A 14,725-nucleotide genomic window follows, 5' to 3' on the forward strand; every position below is an offset into this window, starting at 1 on the left:
CGTATCGGCGCAGCCCGCGCCGCCTGCGGCCACGGGTGCCGTACAGGACTGCGGCCGCCCAGGCGGCCTGTGCCAGGCCGGCTATGGCTACTTCGAAGGCGCGCCCACCCTGGTGACCCTGGCCGCCACGCCCGACGCTGGCCACGCCTTTGCCGCCTGGGGTGATGCCTGCAGCGGCAGCACGTCCACCTGCAGCGTCACCATCGATGCCGCCAGGAGCGTGCAGGCCAGCTTCACGGCCTTCAGCGTCACGGCAAGCCTGCCCTCCGGCACCTACGGCACGGCCTACAGCCAACCGCTGGCGCCCGTGCCCGGCGGCGGCGTGGGGCCGTTCAGCTACAGCGTGAGCGGTTTGCCCGCAGGCTTCAGCCAGGCCGCCGGCACGCTCTCGGCCCCAGCCACGCAGGCGGCAGGCAGCTACAGCTTCACGCTGAGCGCCACCGATGCCAACGGCGCCACCACCGAACCCGCAGACGTGACCGTGGTGATCGGCCCTGCAGCCACCAGCGCCCACCTGTCGGCCTCCCCCGCTGCGCCAGGCCATGGCCAGAGCGTGACTTTCAGCGCCCAGGTCACGCTGCCTGCCGGCGCCAGCGGCACGGTGGATTTCTTGAACGGAACGCAGGTGCTGTGCGCCAGCGTTGCGGTGACCGGCGGGCAGGCCAGCTGCAGCGTGCCCCGGCTGCCACCGGGCACGGCTACGGTGCAGGCGCGCTATGTGCCCGGTGATGGCAATACCTCCGGCTCGGACAGCAACACCGTGACCGTCACGGCGGCCCCCGCACCATCTGCGGCGCCCATTCCAGCGCTGGGCGCCGGGGGGATTGCGCTGCTGGGCCTCCTGACCGCAGCGGGCGCGGCGTTGTCGCGCAGGATGGGCACTTCACGGAAAATCGGCGCTGGCACATCGCCACGCACCCCCAGGAGTTCCCCATGACCGCATCCGCAAGCCGGAGCCCGCTTTCACGCCGCAGCCTGCTGGCCGCCAGCGCAGCCACCGGCCTGGCCCTGTGCGAAAGCGCCCTGGCCGCCCCCGCCGCCCCCGGAAAAAGCACCGAAGCCGCCGTGCTCACCATCAGCGGCCCCGGCGTGCGCGGCAACCGGGGGCCGCTGGACCCGGTGGCCGACCTGCTGCTGAAAAACCATGGCCTGGCCTTCGACTCGGCCTGGACCACAGGGGCCGGTGCGCTGGAGCGCCTGCCCACGGTGGAGATCACGCCCCATATCGAATACGACGGCCAGCCCCACCGGCTGCGCGGCCCGCTGCTGGCCACCGTGCTGCAGGCGGCCGGAGTGGACAGCGCCGCCGCAGCGGCCAAGGGCCAGTGGATCACCCTGCAGGCCATCGACGGCTACCGCGCCCAGCTGCCGCTGGCGCAGGCCCTGCAATGGCGCATGCTGCTGGCCACGCACATGGACGGCCGGCGCCTGGGCCTGGGCGGCCTGGGCCCGCAATGGGCCATGTACGACGCCGACCGCATTGCGGAGCTGGCCGGCAAGCCCCTGAAGGAACGCTTTGCGCAGGCGCCCTGGGGGCTGTACCACATAGGGCTGCACGCGCAGCAGCCCCAGGGCTGACCCCAAGGCTGCGCATGGTTCCGTTTCGGCGGGGCTGTGCAGGACCTCCGCAAGGGGGTGTCGGCTCCTTTGCCCGGCCCGCCAACCTGCACAGCCCTGCCACCCGTTGGCGGCGGCAAGCTCAGCATAGCGTTGACCACATTGCAACCCGGCCTGCGGCGCGCATTTGGAGTACCATTTCGCGATCCCCTCGGGGGATACGGGCTTGGCGGCCCGGAACAACGTAGGCGCAGCAGCCGCACGCCTTTTGATGAGGCAGCGGCTTTTCATCTTCCCGGTGCTGCGCCGGGCACGGTTCCGTTTTTGGCGGGGCTGTGCGGGACCTCCGCAAGGGGGTGCCAGTTCATGCCAAAGGAGCCGCCATGCCTGACCTCGATGCGCCCAGCGGAGCACACGCCTCCCCGCCTTTCTTCTCTTCCCCGCAAGTGCCGAGGGAAGAGACCAGCCTGTACTACCCCATTTCCGAATACGAGGTCTATCGCCTCAAGGACTGCATGCACCAGATGGGCCTGGTGATCGACCTGTGCTGCATGGCCGGCCCAGACCAACAACTGAACGACCTGGGCGGGCTGATGAGCTTCCTGACCGCGCAGCAGCGCGCGCTGCGGGGCACGCTGCAGACCGTGCAGGCGCGCAAGGCGACGCCGGGGCCGGCATGTGATCCGGACCCCGGGGACTGATCAGGCCAGGTGCTGGTCGAAGAAGGCCAGCGTGCGGTCGCGCGCCTGCAGGGCGCTGGCCTCGTCGTAGGCGCTGCGCTGGTCGCAGTTGAAGCCGTGGTCGGCGTCGTACAGGTGCACCTGCACATGCTTTTGCGCCTGGGCGAAGGTCTGCACGGCGTCCACGGGAATGTGCGTATCGCGCCGGCCGAAGTGGGCAATCACGGGGCACAGCGGCTCGCGGCCCATCTCCAGCGGCGTGGTCATGCCGCCGCCGTAGTAGCAGGCCGCAGCCGACAGGCTGGGCAGGTTGCAGGCCGCGCGCCAGGCCCACAGGCCGCCCCAGCAAAAGCCCACGATGCCCACCTTGCCGCCCGGCACCAGCGTGGCGGCATGGGCGATGGCGGCCTCGATCTCGGGCAGCACGCCGGGCTGGGGCAGCGCCTCGGCGGCGGATTTCAGCGCCATGCCCTTGGCACGGTCGGCGTCGCCATAGCCCAGGTCCACACCGGCCTCGACACGCGTGAACAGCGACGGCGCCACGGCCACATAACCGCGGGCAGCCAGGCGGTCGGCCACGGCGCGGATATGGGCGTTGACGCCGAAGATCTCCTGCAGCACCACGACGGCACCGCGCGCGGGCACATCGGGCCGCGCCACCCAGGCCGGCGAAGCCGTGCCATCCAACGAAGTCAACTGCACAAAACTGCCCATGTCCGCGTTCCTTTCTGTCTGAGAACCTGTTGTGATTTCCCGGTGGGCGGACGCGCCCCGCAATGCTGTAATGGCGGCGGGCCGGCCCGTGCGGCAATTCTTTCACAGGAGACATTCGATGGAACGAAAAGTCGTGCGTACCGGCAAGCGCCGGGCACAGGTGGGCGGCGGCAACCTACAGGGAATGCGATGGACCTCAAACCGCTGATCACGCTGGTGGCCATCATCAACCCGCTGGCCATCGTCCCCTTCTTCATCCACTACACCGAGGGATTCAGCGCCCAGCAGCGCCAGCAGACCATTCGCACGGCGGCGCTGGCCTCGTTCTGCGTGATCGCGGCCTGCGCCATCATCGGGCTGCAGGTGCTGGACTTCTTCAACATCTCGCTGCAGAGCTTTCAGGTGGGCGGTGGCCTGCTGCTGCTGATCAGCGCGATGAACATGCTCAACGCCCGCCCGGCCGAGGAACGGCCCAACGCGCCCACGCTGGTCGCTGGCGCGGAAAAGGCTGCCATGGGCAACAGCATTGCCGTGGTGCCGCTGACGATTCCGCTGCTGACGGGGCCGGCCTCCATGTCCACCGTGGTGATCTACGCCGACCAGGCACGCACCATCTGGCAGCACCTGGCCCTGGTGGGCTATGGCGTGGTGGTGGCGCTGGTGGTGATGGTCTGCTTTTCGCTGGCCGACCCGATCGCCCGCGTGCTGGGCAAGACCGGCATCAACGTGATGACGCGGCTCATGGGCCTGATCCTCGCGGCCCTGGCCGTGGAGGTGATGGCAGGCGGGCTGGTGAAGATCTTCCCCATCCTGGCCTCGCCCGCGATCGTGCCCTGAACGGGCTGGCTGACTGGTGGCCTTTCTGCCGGTTCAGATCGGCGCAGGCCGGATCAGGCCGGCACGGCCCGCGCGCGGTCGGCGCTGCCGTCGCAGGCACCGCCGCAGCCCGTGATGGGCTGCTCGGGCAAGGCCTCAGGGTGCGCCAGGGAGCCCGTGGCGGGATCGAAGCCCGCACTGCGCAGATGAAGGGCCAGCGCCGCATCCATGGTCTGCGCATGGTGCACGAACCAGGCCGCCAGCTCGCCCGCCATGCTGCGGATCACGGCCAGATCACCGGCCGCCGCCTTGCTCGCCCCCTCGCGCATCACCTGCAGCACCACCTTGTGCTGCAGGCTGTGGCAGTTGGTGCTGGTGAAGCGCGTGGACTGCATCCAGCGGTCTTCCTGGTCGAAATGCACCTGTGTATGCGCGATCAGCTCATCCCAGCGCGCGCACAGCTGCGCATCATCGGCCGCCTCCACCTCGGCCAGCAGCAGGACGAACTCCTGATGCACCTCGTCCATGGCCGGCAACTCCAATGCCAGCGCTCCGCTCCATTCCAGCACGGCCATATGCTTCTCCTGCCTTCATCGTGAAAGCCTGCAGCTTAGGAACAGCACCGCCCAACCCGTTTGACCCACATCAGCCAACCCGAAAACAGCAAAGCCCCGCGAGCGGGGCTTGGTCAAGGCGGATAAAACTGGCGCGCCCCAACATCAGGGACGCCAAGCAAGCGCCGCCTCGCGGCGAGGGCGTCGTCCCCCTCCCTCGCGTAGCGAGTCGAGAGGGGGAAGCGGCGTCAGCCGCTCAGGGGGAGCTTACTGTCCAAACTTCCGCTTGGCATCAGCCACGCAGGTGTCCTTGGCAGCGCCGCTCATGGTGTCGCAACGGGCCTTGGCAGCCTTGTAGTCGGCTTCGCGGGTTTCCTCGGCAGCGTCCTTGCGGGTTTCGGCCACGTTGGCAGCCTTGGCTGCGGAGTTGGACGCGGGCTCGGCCTGGGCCTTGTTCACCTTGGCGGCTTCCACGGCGTGCACGTGGGCGGCCTTGGCATCCTTCACGCAGACATCCTTGGCGTCGCCCTTGAGGTCATCGCACTTTTCCTTGGCGATGTCGTAGTCCGCATCAGCCTTGGCCTTGAGTGCCTTTTCGCTGTTCTTGGGCGAAGGATTGCGGCGCGATTCCAGTTCGGCCTTGGCCACGTTTTCCTGGCCCTTGGCCTGCTTCTCGCAGACGTCCTTGGCGTTGTCCTTGAGCGGCTTGCACTGTTCCTTGGCAGCCTTGTAATCGGCCTCGATCTGGTTCTTGGCGGCCGTGTGCTCCGCATTGGTCATGGCCATGGCGCCGGAGGCCATCAGGCCCAGGGCGACAGCGGAAAGCATATGGCGAAAGCGTTGCGGTGTTTGCATGATGGAACTCCTTGTATTTGTACTGAACCGGCCCTTGTTGCCTGCGGCGGCGGGCCATTGGTGCGTGCCCTCAGGCACGCTGGCTGTCTAGGAGCGGATGGCGGCGCCGGCCAGGGCGTCCAGCCCATCCGCAGTCCACCCTCGTCAGTCTTCGAAGCGGAAGTCAGGGTTGCGCTTTTGCCAGTCGGTCAGCTGCTTTTCGGCAGCGTCGCGGGCCAGGCCCTGGCGCTCCTGCAGCTTGCCCAGGAATTGCTCGCGCTTGCCGGCGATCACATCCAGATCGTCATCGGTGAGCTTGCCCCATTGCTCACGGATCTTGCCGGTGAATTGCTTCCAGTTGCCCTTGATGCGGTCTTCATTCATGGCTTGGTCCTTTCAGTGATGTTGAAGTAGCGCTGTGCAATCAGGCCTTGTTTTTTCAAAGCCGCGATCTGCATCAGCGACGGTTCCACTGTAAAAAACCTGCGGGCTGCGCGTCGTAGTCTGGACCTAGTGTTGACGGTCGTCCCAGGGGCAGCCGAGGCGGTGGGATCGGGACTACAGCCCCTGACGGACGCGCGGGAAGCGCTGGGTCAGGCGCGGCCCGCCCCTGCCCTGAATACCCAGCCTTTTCCCCGTATGTCCGCCCCTGCGTCGTGGCGGTTGCGGGGTTGCAGTCCTGCCGAAGGACAGGACTGCTTCGTCAACTGACTCGCCGTGATTGTTTGAACGTAGCGCGCAGCGCGAAGAGAGTTTCACGGCGAACCCCGCAGCCGCCACGGCGCAGGTTGCCCCGCAGCGAAGCGAAGGGGTCGCGGACATTCGGGTCGCCTTCTTTGATCTGACCTTTCTTGGCGAATCAAGAAAGGGCAGTCGGCTGCCGGGCCGAGACCCGGCCTCGAAAAGCAACCACCCGGCAGGGGCGAAAAAGCCCCACTTGCTTGCAGAGCCAATTGCCGAGAACAAAAAAACGGCCAGCGGATGCAATGCACCCACCAGCCGTTCTCAAGAGAATGGATAGGCTGGAAATCCAGCCGCCGCTCAGTGCCCCTGCTGCCCCAGCCACGCATCGATCTGCGCAATGGCGGCATCGGTCGCCGTCGCCAGCGCCTTCGCGCCGCCTGCGGCATCGCCGGAGGCGGCAGGACTGCGCACCTCGAACAGCTTCTGACCCAGCAGGCGGTCCACGGCACCGCTTTGCTCGACCAGGGTGGCGCGCAGGCGCACCACGCCGGCACTGGAGCCGGGCGCGTCGAAGACCTGGCTGAACTCTTCGATGTCCACGCGCAGCAGCGTGGGCACGGCGCCTTGCAGGCGCGGCTGGGCCACGCTTTCGCTGCTGGCAAGCACGGGGCGCTGCACGCCCAGCTGGCTGCGCAGGCGCTGCTGCAGCAGCAGTGCAGGAGGCTGGCTCCAGCGTGCCAGCTGGTAGGGGCGCAGTTCCTGGCCGTTGGCATAGGCCAGGCGGTAGAACATGGCCGTGCTGCCGTCGGACAGGGCGGGGGCCTCCACATCGGCCAGCGCCAGCGGCGTGCGTGCCTGCGGGGCTGCGGATGTGGCGGCCTGCGCGGGCGTGGACAGCGGCGCCAGGCCGAAGTCATAGCGCGCGGGCTGGGCGGGGGGCTGCGGCAGGGCCGAGCAGCCGGCCAGCAGGATCAGGGCGGCGGCCAGTCCAGCGCTGGCCACGGCGGTCTTGCGAGATAGGGGCATGCGGGTTCCTTGGGTCAGGGCTGGGTGGCTGCGGACGGGGCGACGAAGCCGGGCTCGCCCGGCCCCGGGCGGGCCTGGCCCGGCCCGTAGATCACGGCCTGCGGGTTGTCGCTGAAGCGGCTGGCCGCCGTGCCCATCTGGCGCGCGGCGCGCGAGACATCGTCGGCCGCGCGGTTGGCGTGCGGCACCGTGCTGCGGCCCAGCGAATCGGCCATGCGGGTCAGCGCGCGCGTGCTCTGGGCGATCTGCTCCAGCGGCCCGTCCTGCGCGTTCACGCGGCGCACGGTCTGCTGCAGTTCGGAGGCCACGGCAGAGGCGCCGTTGCTGGCCTTCTCCAGCGACTGCAGGGTGTTGTGGGCGTCGGCGGCGAGCTGCGGCACCTGGGTGGACAGCGTGCGGTCCAGGTTCTGCGTGAGCTGCTGCACGCCTGCGGCAGCAGCCGCAATGTTCTCCAGCGCCTGGCTCACGCGCTTTTGGTTGTCGGTGTCCAGCATGTCGCTGAGGCGGCGCGAGATCTCATCGGCGCGCTCCAGCAGCACCTGCCCCTGGTCGGCCAGCATGCTCAGCGGCGACGAGCGCAGCGGCAGGCGCGGCAGGCCGCTGGGACCCGGGGGCAGCTGGGGCTGCGGCTGGTCCGCATCATCGAGCTGCACATGGGCCAGGCCCGTGACGCCCTGGTAGCCCAGCACGGCGAACGTGGTGGGCGTGATGGGCGTGTTCACACCGATGGCGATGCGGATCAGCACATTGCCATTGGTCTGCGGATCGAACCCGATCCGCGTGACCTTGCCCACCGCCACGCCCTTGTAGCGCACGGCAGCCTGGGCCTGCAGCCCGCTGATGCCGTCCTTGGTGGACAGCTCGTACTCGTTGTACTGCCGCGTATCGCGCGTCAGCCAGATCGCCAGCCCCGCCAGCAGGGCCGCCACGACCAGCACGAAAATGCCGGCCGCCATGGCATGTGATTTGTTTTCCATATCAATGGTCCATAACGTTAGCCCAGCAAACAAGGCATGGGGCCGCGGCCCCCAGTCAATCCACAACTCAGGGCGAGACCTTCAAAACCGGCGCACCCCAAGGCAAGGGACACCGAGCAAGGGCCGCCCCGCCGCGAGGGTGTCGTCCCCCCCCGCAAAGCGAGAGGGGGGAAGGCGCGAAGCGACTCAGGGGGGCTTCTCATACCGTGCTCATCGCGCGCCTGCCGCGCTCCCCCTGGAAGAAATGCTCGATGAACGGATGCTTGAACTCGGCCACCTCGCGCGGCGGGCCGCTGACCAGCACCTTCTTCTCGGCCAGCACGGCCACGCGCGAGGACAGGGCGAACAGCGTGTCCAGGTCGTGCGTGACCATGATGACGGTCAGGCCCAGCTCGGCACGCAGCTCGCGCAGCAGTTCGCAGAATTCGTCGGAGCTGGTGGGGTCCAGGCCGGCCGTGGGCTCGTCCAGCAGCAGCAGGGGCGGGTCCATGATCAGCGCCCGCGCCAGCGCCACGCGCTTGATCATGCCGCCCGAAAGATCGGCCGGCATGCGCGAGGCATGCTCGGGCTTGAGGCCCACCATCTGCAGCTTGACCAGGGCCGCGTCGCGCACCAGTTCGTCGGGCAGCGTGCCCTGCTCGCGCAGCGCGAAGGCCACGTTGTCCAGCACGCTGAAGGCCGAGTACAGCGCCCCATGCTGGAACAGCATGCCCACGCGGCTGGCGGCGCCCTCGCGGCCCATTTCGCTGGCCGGGCGGCCCAGCACTTCGACACGGCCCTTGGTGGGCTCCAGCAGCCCCAGCATCTGGCGCAGCAGCACGGTCTTGCCCGTGCCCGAGCCGCCGACGATGGACAGCATCTCGCCGCGCTGCACATCCAGATCCAGGTCCTGGTGCACGGCAAAGGCGTTCTCGCCTTCGCCGAACACGCTCCACAGCCCGGCGATGCGCACGATGGGCTCGTCGGCTGCAGGCGTGGGGGAGGTTTCGGTGTCCATGGCCATCAGATGCCTACGTCCTTGAACAAGATGGCGAAGATCGCATCCACCACGATGACCATGGTGATGGCCGTCACCACCGAGGCCGTCGTGCCCTTGCCCAGGCTCTGCGTATTGGGCTCCACGCGCAGGCCCCAGTGGCAGCCGATGAGGGCGATGAGGGCGCCGAAGACCACGGATTTGCCCATGGCGATCCAGAGGTTGCCGATCTTCACGGCGGCAGGCAGGGCTTCGGCAAAGTAGGCTCCCGTGACGCCCATGGTGAGGTCGGCCGCGAGCATGCCGCCGGCCAGCGCGGCCAGCGTGGTCCACAGCGAGACCAGGGGCATGGCGATGGCCAGCGCCAGCGCGCGCGGCAGCACCAGGCGAAAGCCGTGCGGTATGCCCATGACCTGCATGGCATCCAATTCCTCGGTCACGCGCATGACGCCGATCTGGGCGGTGATGGCCGAGCCCGTCCGGCCCGCCACCAAAATGGCCGCCAGCAGCGGACCCAGCTCGCGGATCAGCGAGATGCCCAGGATGTTGACGATGAAGGATTCAGCCCCGAACTGGCGCAGCTGCAACGCCATCAGGTAGGCCAGCACCACGCCGATCAGAAAGCCCACCAGGGCCGTGATGGGCAGGGCCGTGGCGCCCATGGAGTAAAGATGGCCGGAGATGTCGCGCCAGGGGCCCCGGTGCGGGGCACGCGCAAAGCGCAGCAGGTCGATCAGCAACTGGCCGATGAGCCGCGTCATCTGCGCGAAATGGCCGCAGGCGTTGATCACCAGGCACCCCAGGCTGTCGATGCGCTCCAGCAGGTTCAGGCGCGGGGGCGGCGGCGCAGGCTCCTTGGAGAAACGGCCCACGCGTTCGAGCATGGCACGCTGCGCATCGCTGGCCGCAAGACGCGCGGGCAGGCGACGGCCCCAGTGGTTCCACAGCAGCTGCGCGCCCACGTGGTCCAGCCAGTCCAGCCCTTCGAGGTTCCAGCCCAGGTCATCGCCCTTGGCATCGGCCAGCTGCGCACGCAGCTTGCGCCACTGCGCCCGCCGGCCCAGCTCGGCCGCGCCCCAGGAGCCGGTCAGCAACGCCCACTGGCCGTCGTTGTCGCGGCGCAGGCTGCATTGGGGGGGATTGTTGAGGGCAGACAAGTGCGGAAAGTCCTTGGGGGTTGCGAAGGCGGGGCGCGCAGGCAGGGCCGGGCGGCATTGCAGCCAAGACCGCAGGATAACCGAGCGGCACGGGCCGCAGATTGCCTGGCGGCGCCGTGCGCACGACAGCTTTGCCCTACGCGTGCAATTTTTATCAAAAAACCAGCGCGACAGCCATGACTGCTGCATGCGATGCTGCAAAAAAAGGAGTCCAGCGCGCTTTCCCTCTCGACAGTGCGCATGCCGTCCGCACAATGGGCCGAAGCACCAACCCCGGCTCCCAAGGACGTTCCGGCCCGCAGCGGACGCCCGCCCATCTCCATGAGCAACACCACCTTCGACTACATCGTCATCGGCGCCGGCACGGCGGGCGCCCTCCTGGCCAATCGGCTTTCGCGCGATGGCCGCAGCCGCGTGCTGCTGATCGAGGCGGGCGCCAAGGACGACTACCACTGGATCCACATCCCCGTGGGCTACCTGTACTGCATCGGCAATCCGCGCACCGACTGGCTCTACCAGACCGAGCCCGACGCAGGGCTCAACGGCCGCAGCCTGCGCTATCCGCGCGGCAAGACGCTGGGCGGCTGCTCCAGCATCAACGGCATGATCTACATGCGCGGCCAGGCCCGCGACTACGACGGCTGGGCCGAGCTGACCGGGGACGACGCCTGGCGCTGGGACCAGGTGCTGCCGGCCTTCCGCCAGCATGAAAGCCATTGGCGGCTCGATGCCGGCGGCAACGCCGATGCGGGCTTTCGTGCCCTGCACGGCGGCGCGGGCACAGGCGGCAGCGCTGAATGGCGCGTGGAGCGGCAGCGCCTGCGCTGGGACATCCTGGATGCCTTTGCCGAAGCCGCGCAGCAGGCCGGCATTCCGGCCACCGAGGACTTCAACGGCGGCAGCAACGAGGGGGTGGGCTACTTCGAGGTCAACCAAAAGGGCGGCCTGCGCTGGAACACCGCCAAGGCCTTCCTGCGGCCCACCTGCTATGGCCGCCCCAACTTCGAGCTGTGGACCCATGCCCAGGTCAGCCAGCTGCTGTTCGAACAGCTGCCCGCCGGCGGCCTGCGCTGCAGCGGCGCGCAGGTCTGGACCGGCTCGGAAATGGTCAACGTGCAGGCAAGCCAGGAGGTGCTGCTGTGCGCGGGCGCCGTCAACTCCCCGCAGATCCTGCAGCTGTCGGGCATCGGCCCGGGCGCGCTGCTGCAGAACCACGGCATTGCCGTGCGCCACGACCTGCCCGGCGTGGGCGAGAACCTGCAGGACCATCTGCAGATCCGCTCGGTCTACAAGATCAAGGGCGCGCGCACGCTGAACACCATGGCCAATTCGCTGTGGGGCAAGGCCGGCATCGGCCTGGAATACCTGCTGCGCCGCAGCGGGCCGATGAGCATGGCGCCCTCCCAGCTGGGGGCCTTCACGCGCAGCAGCCCGCAGCAGGAGCACCCCAATATCCAGTACCACGTGCAGCCGCTGTCGCTGGACGCCTTCGGCGAGCCGCTGCACGGTTTTCCAGCCTTCACGGCCAGCGTCTGCAACCTCAATCCCACGAGCCGGGGCACGGTGCGCATCCACAGCGGGGACTTCCGCCAGGCGCCGGCCATTGCGCCGCACTACCTGTCCACACCCGAGGACCGGCAGGTGGCCGCCGACAGCCTGCGCGTGACGCGCCGCATCGTCGGCCAGAGCGCACTGGCGCGCTTCGCCCCCGAGGAATGGAAGCCCGGCGTGCAGTACCAGAGCGACGAGGATCTGGCGCGCCTGGCCGGCGACATCGCCACCACCATCTTCCACCCCGTGGGCACGACGAAGATGGGCCGCGCCGACGACCCCATGGCCGTGCTGGACAGCCGCCTGCGCGTGCGCGGCGTACAGGGGCTGCGCGTGATCGATGCAGGCGCCATGCCGCGCATCACCAGCGGCAACACCAACAGCCCGACGCTGATGATGGCGGAGAAGGCCGCCGGCTGGATTCTTGCGGACCGGCAGGGACAGGCAGGGATAACGACAGAGACAACCACAGCGACGGCGGCACCAGCCGACGCAGCGGTGGCGATGGCCGCCTGAGGGGCGGCAAGTCCGGGCGGGCCAGGGTTGTTGTGGGCAGAAACAGATCGATGGGGAACGAATGGTCGCCCGGGCGTCAAAGCCGCGGCGCCCGGTGTTCACGGCCCTTTGCTGGTGCAATCCCGCACTTTTGCGGTAACTGCGGGAAATCCCCGATGCACCACCCAGGTGCGACCATTAAAGTCCACCCACTCTCGCGGCACCACAGTGCTGCACAAGAGGGGCCGAGGAGACAACTCGTACACAACCAGATCAACATTCATAAATAGCATCTCAAGATGCATTTCCCAGAGCGCCGGCAAGTCCGGCGCTTTTTTTATGCCTGCGGCCAGCCTGCTGCGGCACCTGGGCGGTGCGACAATCGCCGCCCTATGGAATGGATCATCGTCTCGCTGGCCTCGATGCTGGCCGGCTTCGTGGACGCCATCGTGGGCGGCGGGGGCCTCATCTTGCTGCCCGCGCTGTTCGCCACCTTCCCCACCGCACCGCCCGCCACGCTGCTGGGCACCAACAAGAGCGCCTCGGTCTGGGGCACGGCCATGTCCACCTGGCAGTACGGCCGCAAGGTGCAGTTGCCCTGGCGCGCGATGATGCCGGCGGCCTGCGTGGGCATGGCGGGCTCCTTTGCGGGCGCCTGGGCCGTCACGCAGATCTCCCCCGATTTCCTGCGCCGGCTGCTGCCGCTGGTGCTGCTGGGCGTGCTGGTCTACACGCTGGCGCGCAAGGACATGGGCCGCCACCACACGCCGCACTATTCGGGCCGCGCCGAGACGCTGATCGCTTGCGCCATCGGCCTGGTGATTGGTTTCTACGACGGTTTCTTCGGCCCCGGCACGGGCAGCTTCTTCGTGTTCCTGTTCGTGCGGCTGATGGGCTATGACTTCCTGAACGCATCGGCCTCGGCCAAGCTGCTGAACATGGCCACCAACCTGGCTGCGCTGGCGCTGTTCGCGCTCAAGGGCCATATCTGGTGGCACCTGGCCGTGCCCATGGCGGTGGCCAATGTGCTGGGCGCCATGCTGGGCACGCACATGGCCCTGCGCCATGGAACAGGCTTCGTGCGCGGCATTTTCATCGGCGTGGTGAGCCTGCTGATCCTCAAGACCGGCTACGACGCCTTCATCGCCTGAGCACGGGCCAGCGGCGTTCGCAACACCTGCCATCGGCGTTGGCGACGGCAACCTTCTATAATTGCCGACTTTTCGCCTTGAGCTGCGGCGGCTGGTGCATGTCGCACCCCTGCCAGCGGCCGTACCCGACCAGCCGACCAGCCGCAAAAAACCGGCCCCGCCGTCCATGGCCCATGCACTGATGCGTGCCTTGGCGCTTTCTTCATGCTGCGGCGCCGGGGTCAGGTCTTGAGCGACAGCCCAGGAGTTCCATGAAACGCTTTACCGTCATCGCCGCCGCCGCGCTGGCCCTGTGGACCGCCGCCGGCGTTCAGGCCCGCCCCTTCGACGCCATCCAGAAGGAAGGCACGTTGCGCCTGGCCACCGAGGGCTACTACGCGCCCTTCGCCCATTTCGAGGGCAAGCAGCTGACCGGCTTCGAAGTCGAGCTGGCCCAGATGATGGCCGCCAAGATGGGCGTGAAGTACGAGTGGAAGACCATCAGCTTCGACGCCCTGCTCACCGGCCTGCAGCAGGACCGCTGGGATCTGGTGATCTCCTCGCACGGCATCACGCCCGAGCGCGAGAAGGCCGTGACCTTCACCCAGCCCCACTACTGCTCTGGCGCCATCGTGATGTCGCTGGACCCGGCCATCCGCTCGGCCAAGGACCTGGCGGGCAAGACGGTGTCGGTGCAGACCGGCACCACCTATATGCAGTACATGGAGAAGAACCTGCCCGGCATCAAGCGCCTGGTCAACTTCCCCACCAACGAGGCCGCCCGCAATGCGCTGCTGTCCAAGCGCGTGGACGCCTGGGTGACCGAACGCTTCATCGCCAAGGAACTGCAGCAAAAAAACCCCAATGCCCAGCTCAAGCAGGGCGAGTTGCTGCTGGTCGAGCGCATTGCCGCCGCCGTGGCCAAGGACAACAAGTCGCTGGCCGATGCCTGGAACAAGGCCTTCAAGGAAGCCCTGGCCGACGGCAGCTACGCCAAGCTGTCGCAGAAATATTTCCACGAAGACATCCGCTGCCCTGACTGAGGCCCCGGGCAGATCTGCCCGACCGGCGCCCACTTGCAGGGCGCCTTTTTGTTTCTAGCCCACCTATGCTTACCGTCCTCTGGCCCGCCCACTGGAGCCGCTCGCAGCGCAGCAACGCCACCCTGGTCACGGCCCTGCTGCTGATGGTGCTCGTGGTTTCGCTGCTGGGGCAGTTGCTGTCCCTGCTGCCCGAGCCCATAGGCTCCAATGCCGACACCTTCGCCGAAGGCGCGCGCACCACGCTGTACCTGACGCTGGTCAGCGGCGCCGCCGGCCTGGTGCTGGGCATCGCCGCCGCGCTGGCGCGCACCTCGCGCACGGCCGCCCTGCGCTGGGCCGCGGGCTTCTACGTCTGGGCGATCCGCGGCACGCCGCTGCTGGTGCAGATCCTGTTCATCTACTTCGCGCTGCCGGTGCTGATCCCGGGCCTGAACCTGCCCGACTTCGCAGCCGCCTGCATTGCACTGGCGCTGAACGTGGGCGCCTACAACGCCGAAGCCGTGCGCGCCGGCCTGCAGGCCGTGCCGCGCG

General features: G+C 68.1%; 16 protein-coding genes. 8 read left to right on the top strand and 8 right to left on the bottom strand.

From position 1 onward, the window contains the following. From ACM14_RS28890 to ACM14_RS28900, 3 genes are all read left to right on the top strand, one after another. Positions 1 to 937: Ig-like domain-containing protein (locus ACM14_RS28890; RefSeq protein ID WP_139093516.1), on the top strand; the 937-nt coding region annotated here is incomplete at its 5' end. Then, positions 934 to 1,578, top strand: coding sequence for a molybdopterin-dependent oxidoreductase (locus ACM14_RS28895; protein ID WP_065348057.1), 645 nt, complete (start codon positions 934 to 936; stop codon positions 1,576 to 1,578). The genes ACM14_RS28890 and ACM14_RS28895, both read left to right, overlap by 4 nt. A gap of 362 nt (positions 1,579 to 1,940) precedes the next feature. Further along, positions 1,941 to 2,258 carry a hypothetical protein gene (locus ACM14_RS28900; RefSeq protein WP_065348058.1) on the top strand — a complete coding sequence of 106 codons (318 nt, stop codon included), beginning with the start codon at positions 1,941 to 1,943 and terminating at the stop codon, positions 2,256 to 2,258. On the opposite strand, the gene ACM14_RS28905 is transcribed toward ACM14_RS28900, so the two are convergent. Next, positions 2,259 to 2,951: a dienelactone hydrolase family protein gene (locus tag ACM14_RS28905; protein ID WP_065348059.1), complete on the bottom strand. Its 693-nt coding sequence runs from the start codon at positions 2,949 to 2,951 to the stop codon at positions 2,259 to 2,261. 189 nt (positions 2,952 to 3,140) lie between these two features. On the opposite strand from ACM14_RS28905, the gene ACM14_RS28910 reads away from it, so the two are divergent. After that, positions 3,141 to 3,788, top strand: a complete 648-nt coding sequence (locus ACM14_RS28910; protein ID WP_012202311.1) for a MarC family protein — start codon at positions 3,141 to 3,143, stop codon at positions 3,786 to 3,788. Positions 3,789 to 3,841: 53 nt separating this feature from the next. Here ACM14_RS28910 and ACM14_RS28915 read toward each other — a convergent pair whose 3' ends face one another. From ACM14_RS28915 to ACM14_RS28945, 7 genes are all read right to left on the bottom strand, one after another. Then, a complete protein-coding gene (locus ACM14_RS28915) occupies positions 3,842 to 4,342 on the bottom strand; it encodes a hemerythrin domain-containing protein (RefSeq protein WP_065348060.1) in 501 nt (166 codons plus the stop codon). A 246-nt stretch (positions 4,343 to 4,588) separates the two neighbouring features. After that, complete coding sequence (locus tag ACM14_RS28920) at positions 4,589 to 5,176, bottom strand: hypothetical protein (RefSeq protein ID WP_013800231.1); 588 nt, start codon at positions 5,174 to 5,176, stop codon at positions 4,589 to 4,591. A gap of 144 nt (positions 5,177 to 5,320) precedes the next feature. Continuing rightward, complete coding sequence (locus ACM14_RS28925) at positions 5,321 to 5,539, bottom strand: CsbD family protein (RefSeq protein WP_012202308.1); 219 nt, start codon at positions 5,537 to 5,539, stop codon at positions 5,321 to 5,323. Positions 5,540 to 6,196: 657 nt separating this feature from the next. Further along, positions 6,197 to 6,865: an ABC-type transport auxiliary lipoprotein family protein gene (locus tag ACM14_RS28930; RefSeq protein ID WP_065348061.1), complete on the bottom strand. Its 669-nt coding sequence runs from the start codon at positions 6,863 to 6,865 to the stop codon at positions 6,197 to 6,199. A gap of 14 nt (positions 6,866 to 6,879) precedes the next feature. Further along, a complete protein-coding gene (locus ACM14_RS28935) occupies positions 6,880 to 7,842 on the bottom strand; it encodes an MlaD family protein (protein ID WP_013800229.1) in 963 nt (320 codons plus the stop codon). A 199-nt stretch (positions 7,843 to 8,041) separates the two neighbouring features. Next, positions 8,042 to 8,845: an ABC transporter ATP-binding protein gene (locus ACM14_RS28940; protein ID WP_065348062.1), complete on the bottom strand. Its 804-nt coding sequence runs from the start codon at positions 8,843 to 8,845 to the stop codon at positions 8,042 to 8,044. Continuing rightward, on the bottom strand, positions 8,845 to 9,975 hold the full coding sequence (locus ACM14_RS28945) for an ABC transporter permease (RefSeq protein WP_012202304.1): 1,131 nt from the start codon (positions 9,973 to 9,975) through the stop codon (positions 8,845 to 8,847). The genes ACM14_RS28940 and ACM14_RS28945 overlap by 1 nt, the downstream gene beginning before the upstream one ends. 321 nt (positions 9,976 to 10,296) lie before the next feature. On the opposite strand from ACM14_RS28945, the gene ACM14_RS28950 reads away from it, so the two are divergent. The 4 genes from ACM14_RS28950 to ACM14_RS28965 all read left to right on the top strand — a co-directional run. Continuing rightward, positions 10,297 to 12,042: a GMC family oxidoreductase gene (locus ACM14_RS28950; RefSeq protein ID WP_065348063.1), complete on the top strand. Its 1,746-nt coding sequence runs from the start codon at positions 10,297 to 10,299 to the stop codon at positions 12,040 to 12,042. 371 nt (positions 12,043 to 12,413) lie between these two features. Beyond that, positions 12,414 to 13,172, top strand: a complete 759-nt coding sequence (locus tag ACM14_RS28955) for a TSUP family transporter (RefSeq protein WP_013800226.1) — start codon at positions 12,414 to 12,416, stop codon at positions 13,170 to 13,172. Between the two features lie 251 nt (positions 13,173 to 13,423). Then, positions 13,424 to 14,194, top strand: coding sequence for an ABC transporter substrate-binding protein (locus tag ACM14_RS28960; protein WP_013800225.1), 771 nt, complete (start codon positions 13,424 to 13,426; stop codon positions 14,192 to 14,194). A 65-nt stretch (positions 14,195 to 14,259) separates the two neighbouring features. Next, on the top strand, positions 14,260 to 14,725 hold a 466-nt coding region (locus ACM14_RS28965), incomplete at its 3' end, for an ABC transporter permease subunit (protein WP_139093517.1).

This window comes from Delftia sp. JD2 (assembly GCF_001682645.1).
Taxonomy (GTDB): Bacteria; Pseudomonadota; Gammaproteobacteria; order Burkholderiales; family Burkholderiaceae_C; genus Comamonas; species Comamonas acidovorans.

What these genes read in the sequence shown, in the direction of transcription:
- ACM14_RS28910 (WP_012202311.1), top strand. Translation starts at nt 3,141, where the DNA reads ATGGACCTCAAACCGCTGATCACGCTGGTGGCCATCATCAACCCGCTG.
- ACM14_RS28905 (WP_065348059.1), bottom strand. Translation starts at nt 2,951, where the DNA reads ATGGGCAGTTTTGTGCAGTTGACTTCGTTGGATGGCACGGCTTCGCCG.
- ACM14_RS28930 (WP_065348061.1), bottom strand. Translation starts at nt 6,865, where the DNA reads ATGCCCCTATCTCGCAAGACCGCCGTGGCCAGCGCTGGACTGGCCGCC.
- ACM14_RS28950 (WP_065348063.1), top strand. Translation starts at nt 10,297, where the DNA reads ATGAGCAACACCACCTTCGACTACATCGTCATCGGCGCCGGCACGGCG.
- ACM14_RS28940 (WP_065348062.1), bottom strand. Translation starts at nt 8,845, where the DNA reads ATGGCCATGGACACCGAAACCTCCCCCACGCCTGCAGCCGACGAGCCC.
- ACM14_RS28900 (WP_065348058.1), top strand. Translation starts at nt 1,941, where the DNA reads ATGCCTGACCTCGATGCGCCCAGCGGAGCACACGCCTCCCCGCCTTTC.
- ACM14_RS28960 (WP_013800225.1), top strand. Translation starts at nt 13,424, where the DNA reads ATGAAACGCTTTACCGTCATCGCCGCCGCCGCGCTGGCCCTGTGGACC.
- ACM14_RS28935 (WP_013800229.1), bottom strand. Translation starts at nt 7,842, where the DNA reads ATGGAAAACAAATCACATGCCATGGCGGCCGGCATTTTCGTGCTGGTC.
- ACM14_RS28955 (WP_013800226.1), top strand. Translation starts at nt 12,414, where the DNA reads ATGGAATGGATCATCGTCTCGCTGGCCTCGATGCTGGCCGGCTTCGTG.
- ACM14_RS28895 (WP_065348057.1), top strand. Translation starts at nt 934, where the DNA reads ATGACCGCATCCGCAAGCCGGAGCCCGCTTTCACGCCGCAGCCTGCTG.
- ACM14_RS28925 (WP_012202308.1), bottom strand. Translation starts at nt 5,539, where the DNA reads ATGAATGAAGACCGCATCAAGGGCAACTGGAAGCAATTCACCGGCAAG.
- ACM14_RS28920 (WP_013800231.1), bottom strand. Translation starts at nt 5,176, where the DNA reads ATGCAAACACCGCAACGCTTTCGCCATATGCTTTCCGCTGTCGCCCTG.
- ACM14_RS28915 (WP_065348060.1), bottom strand. Translation starts at nt 4,342, where the DNA reads ATGGCCGTGCTGGAATGGAGCGGAGCGCTGGCATTGGAGTTGCCGGCC.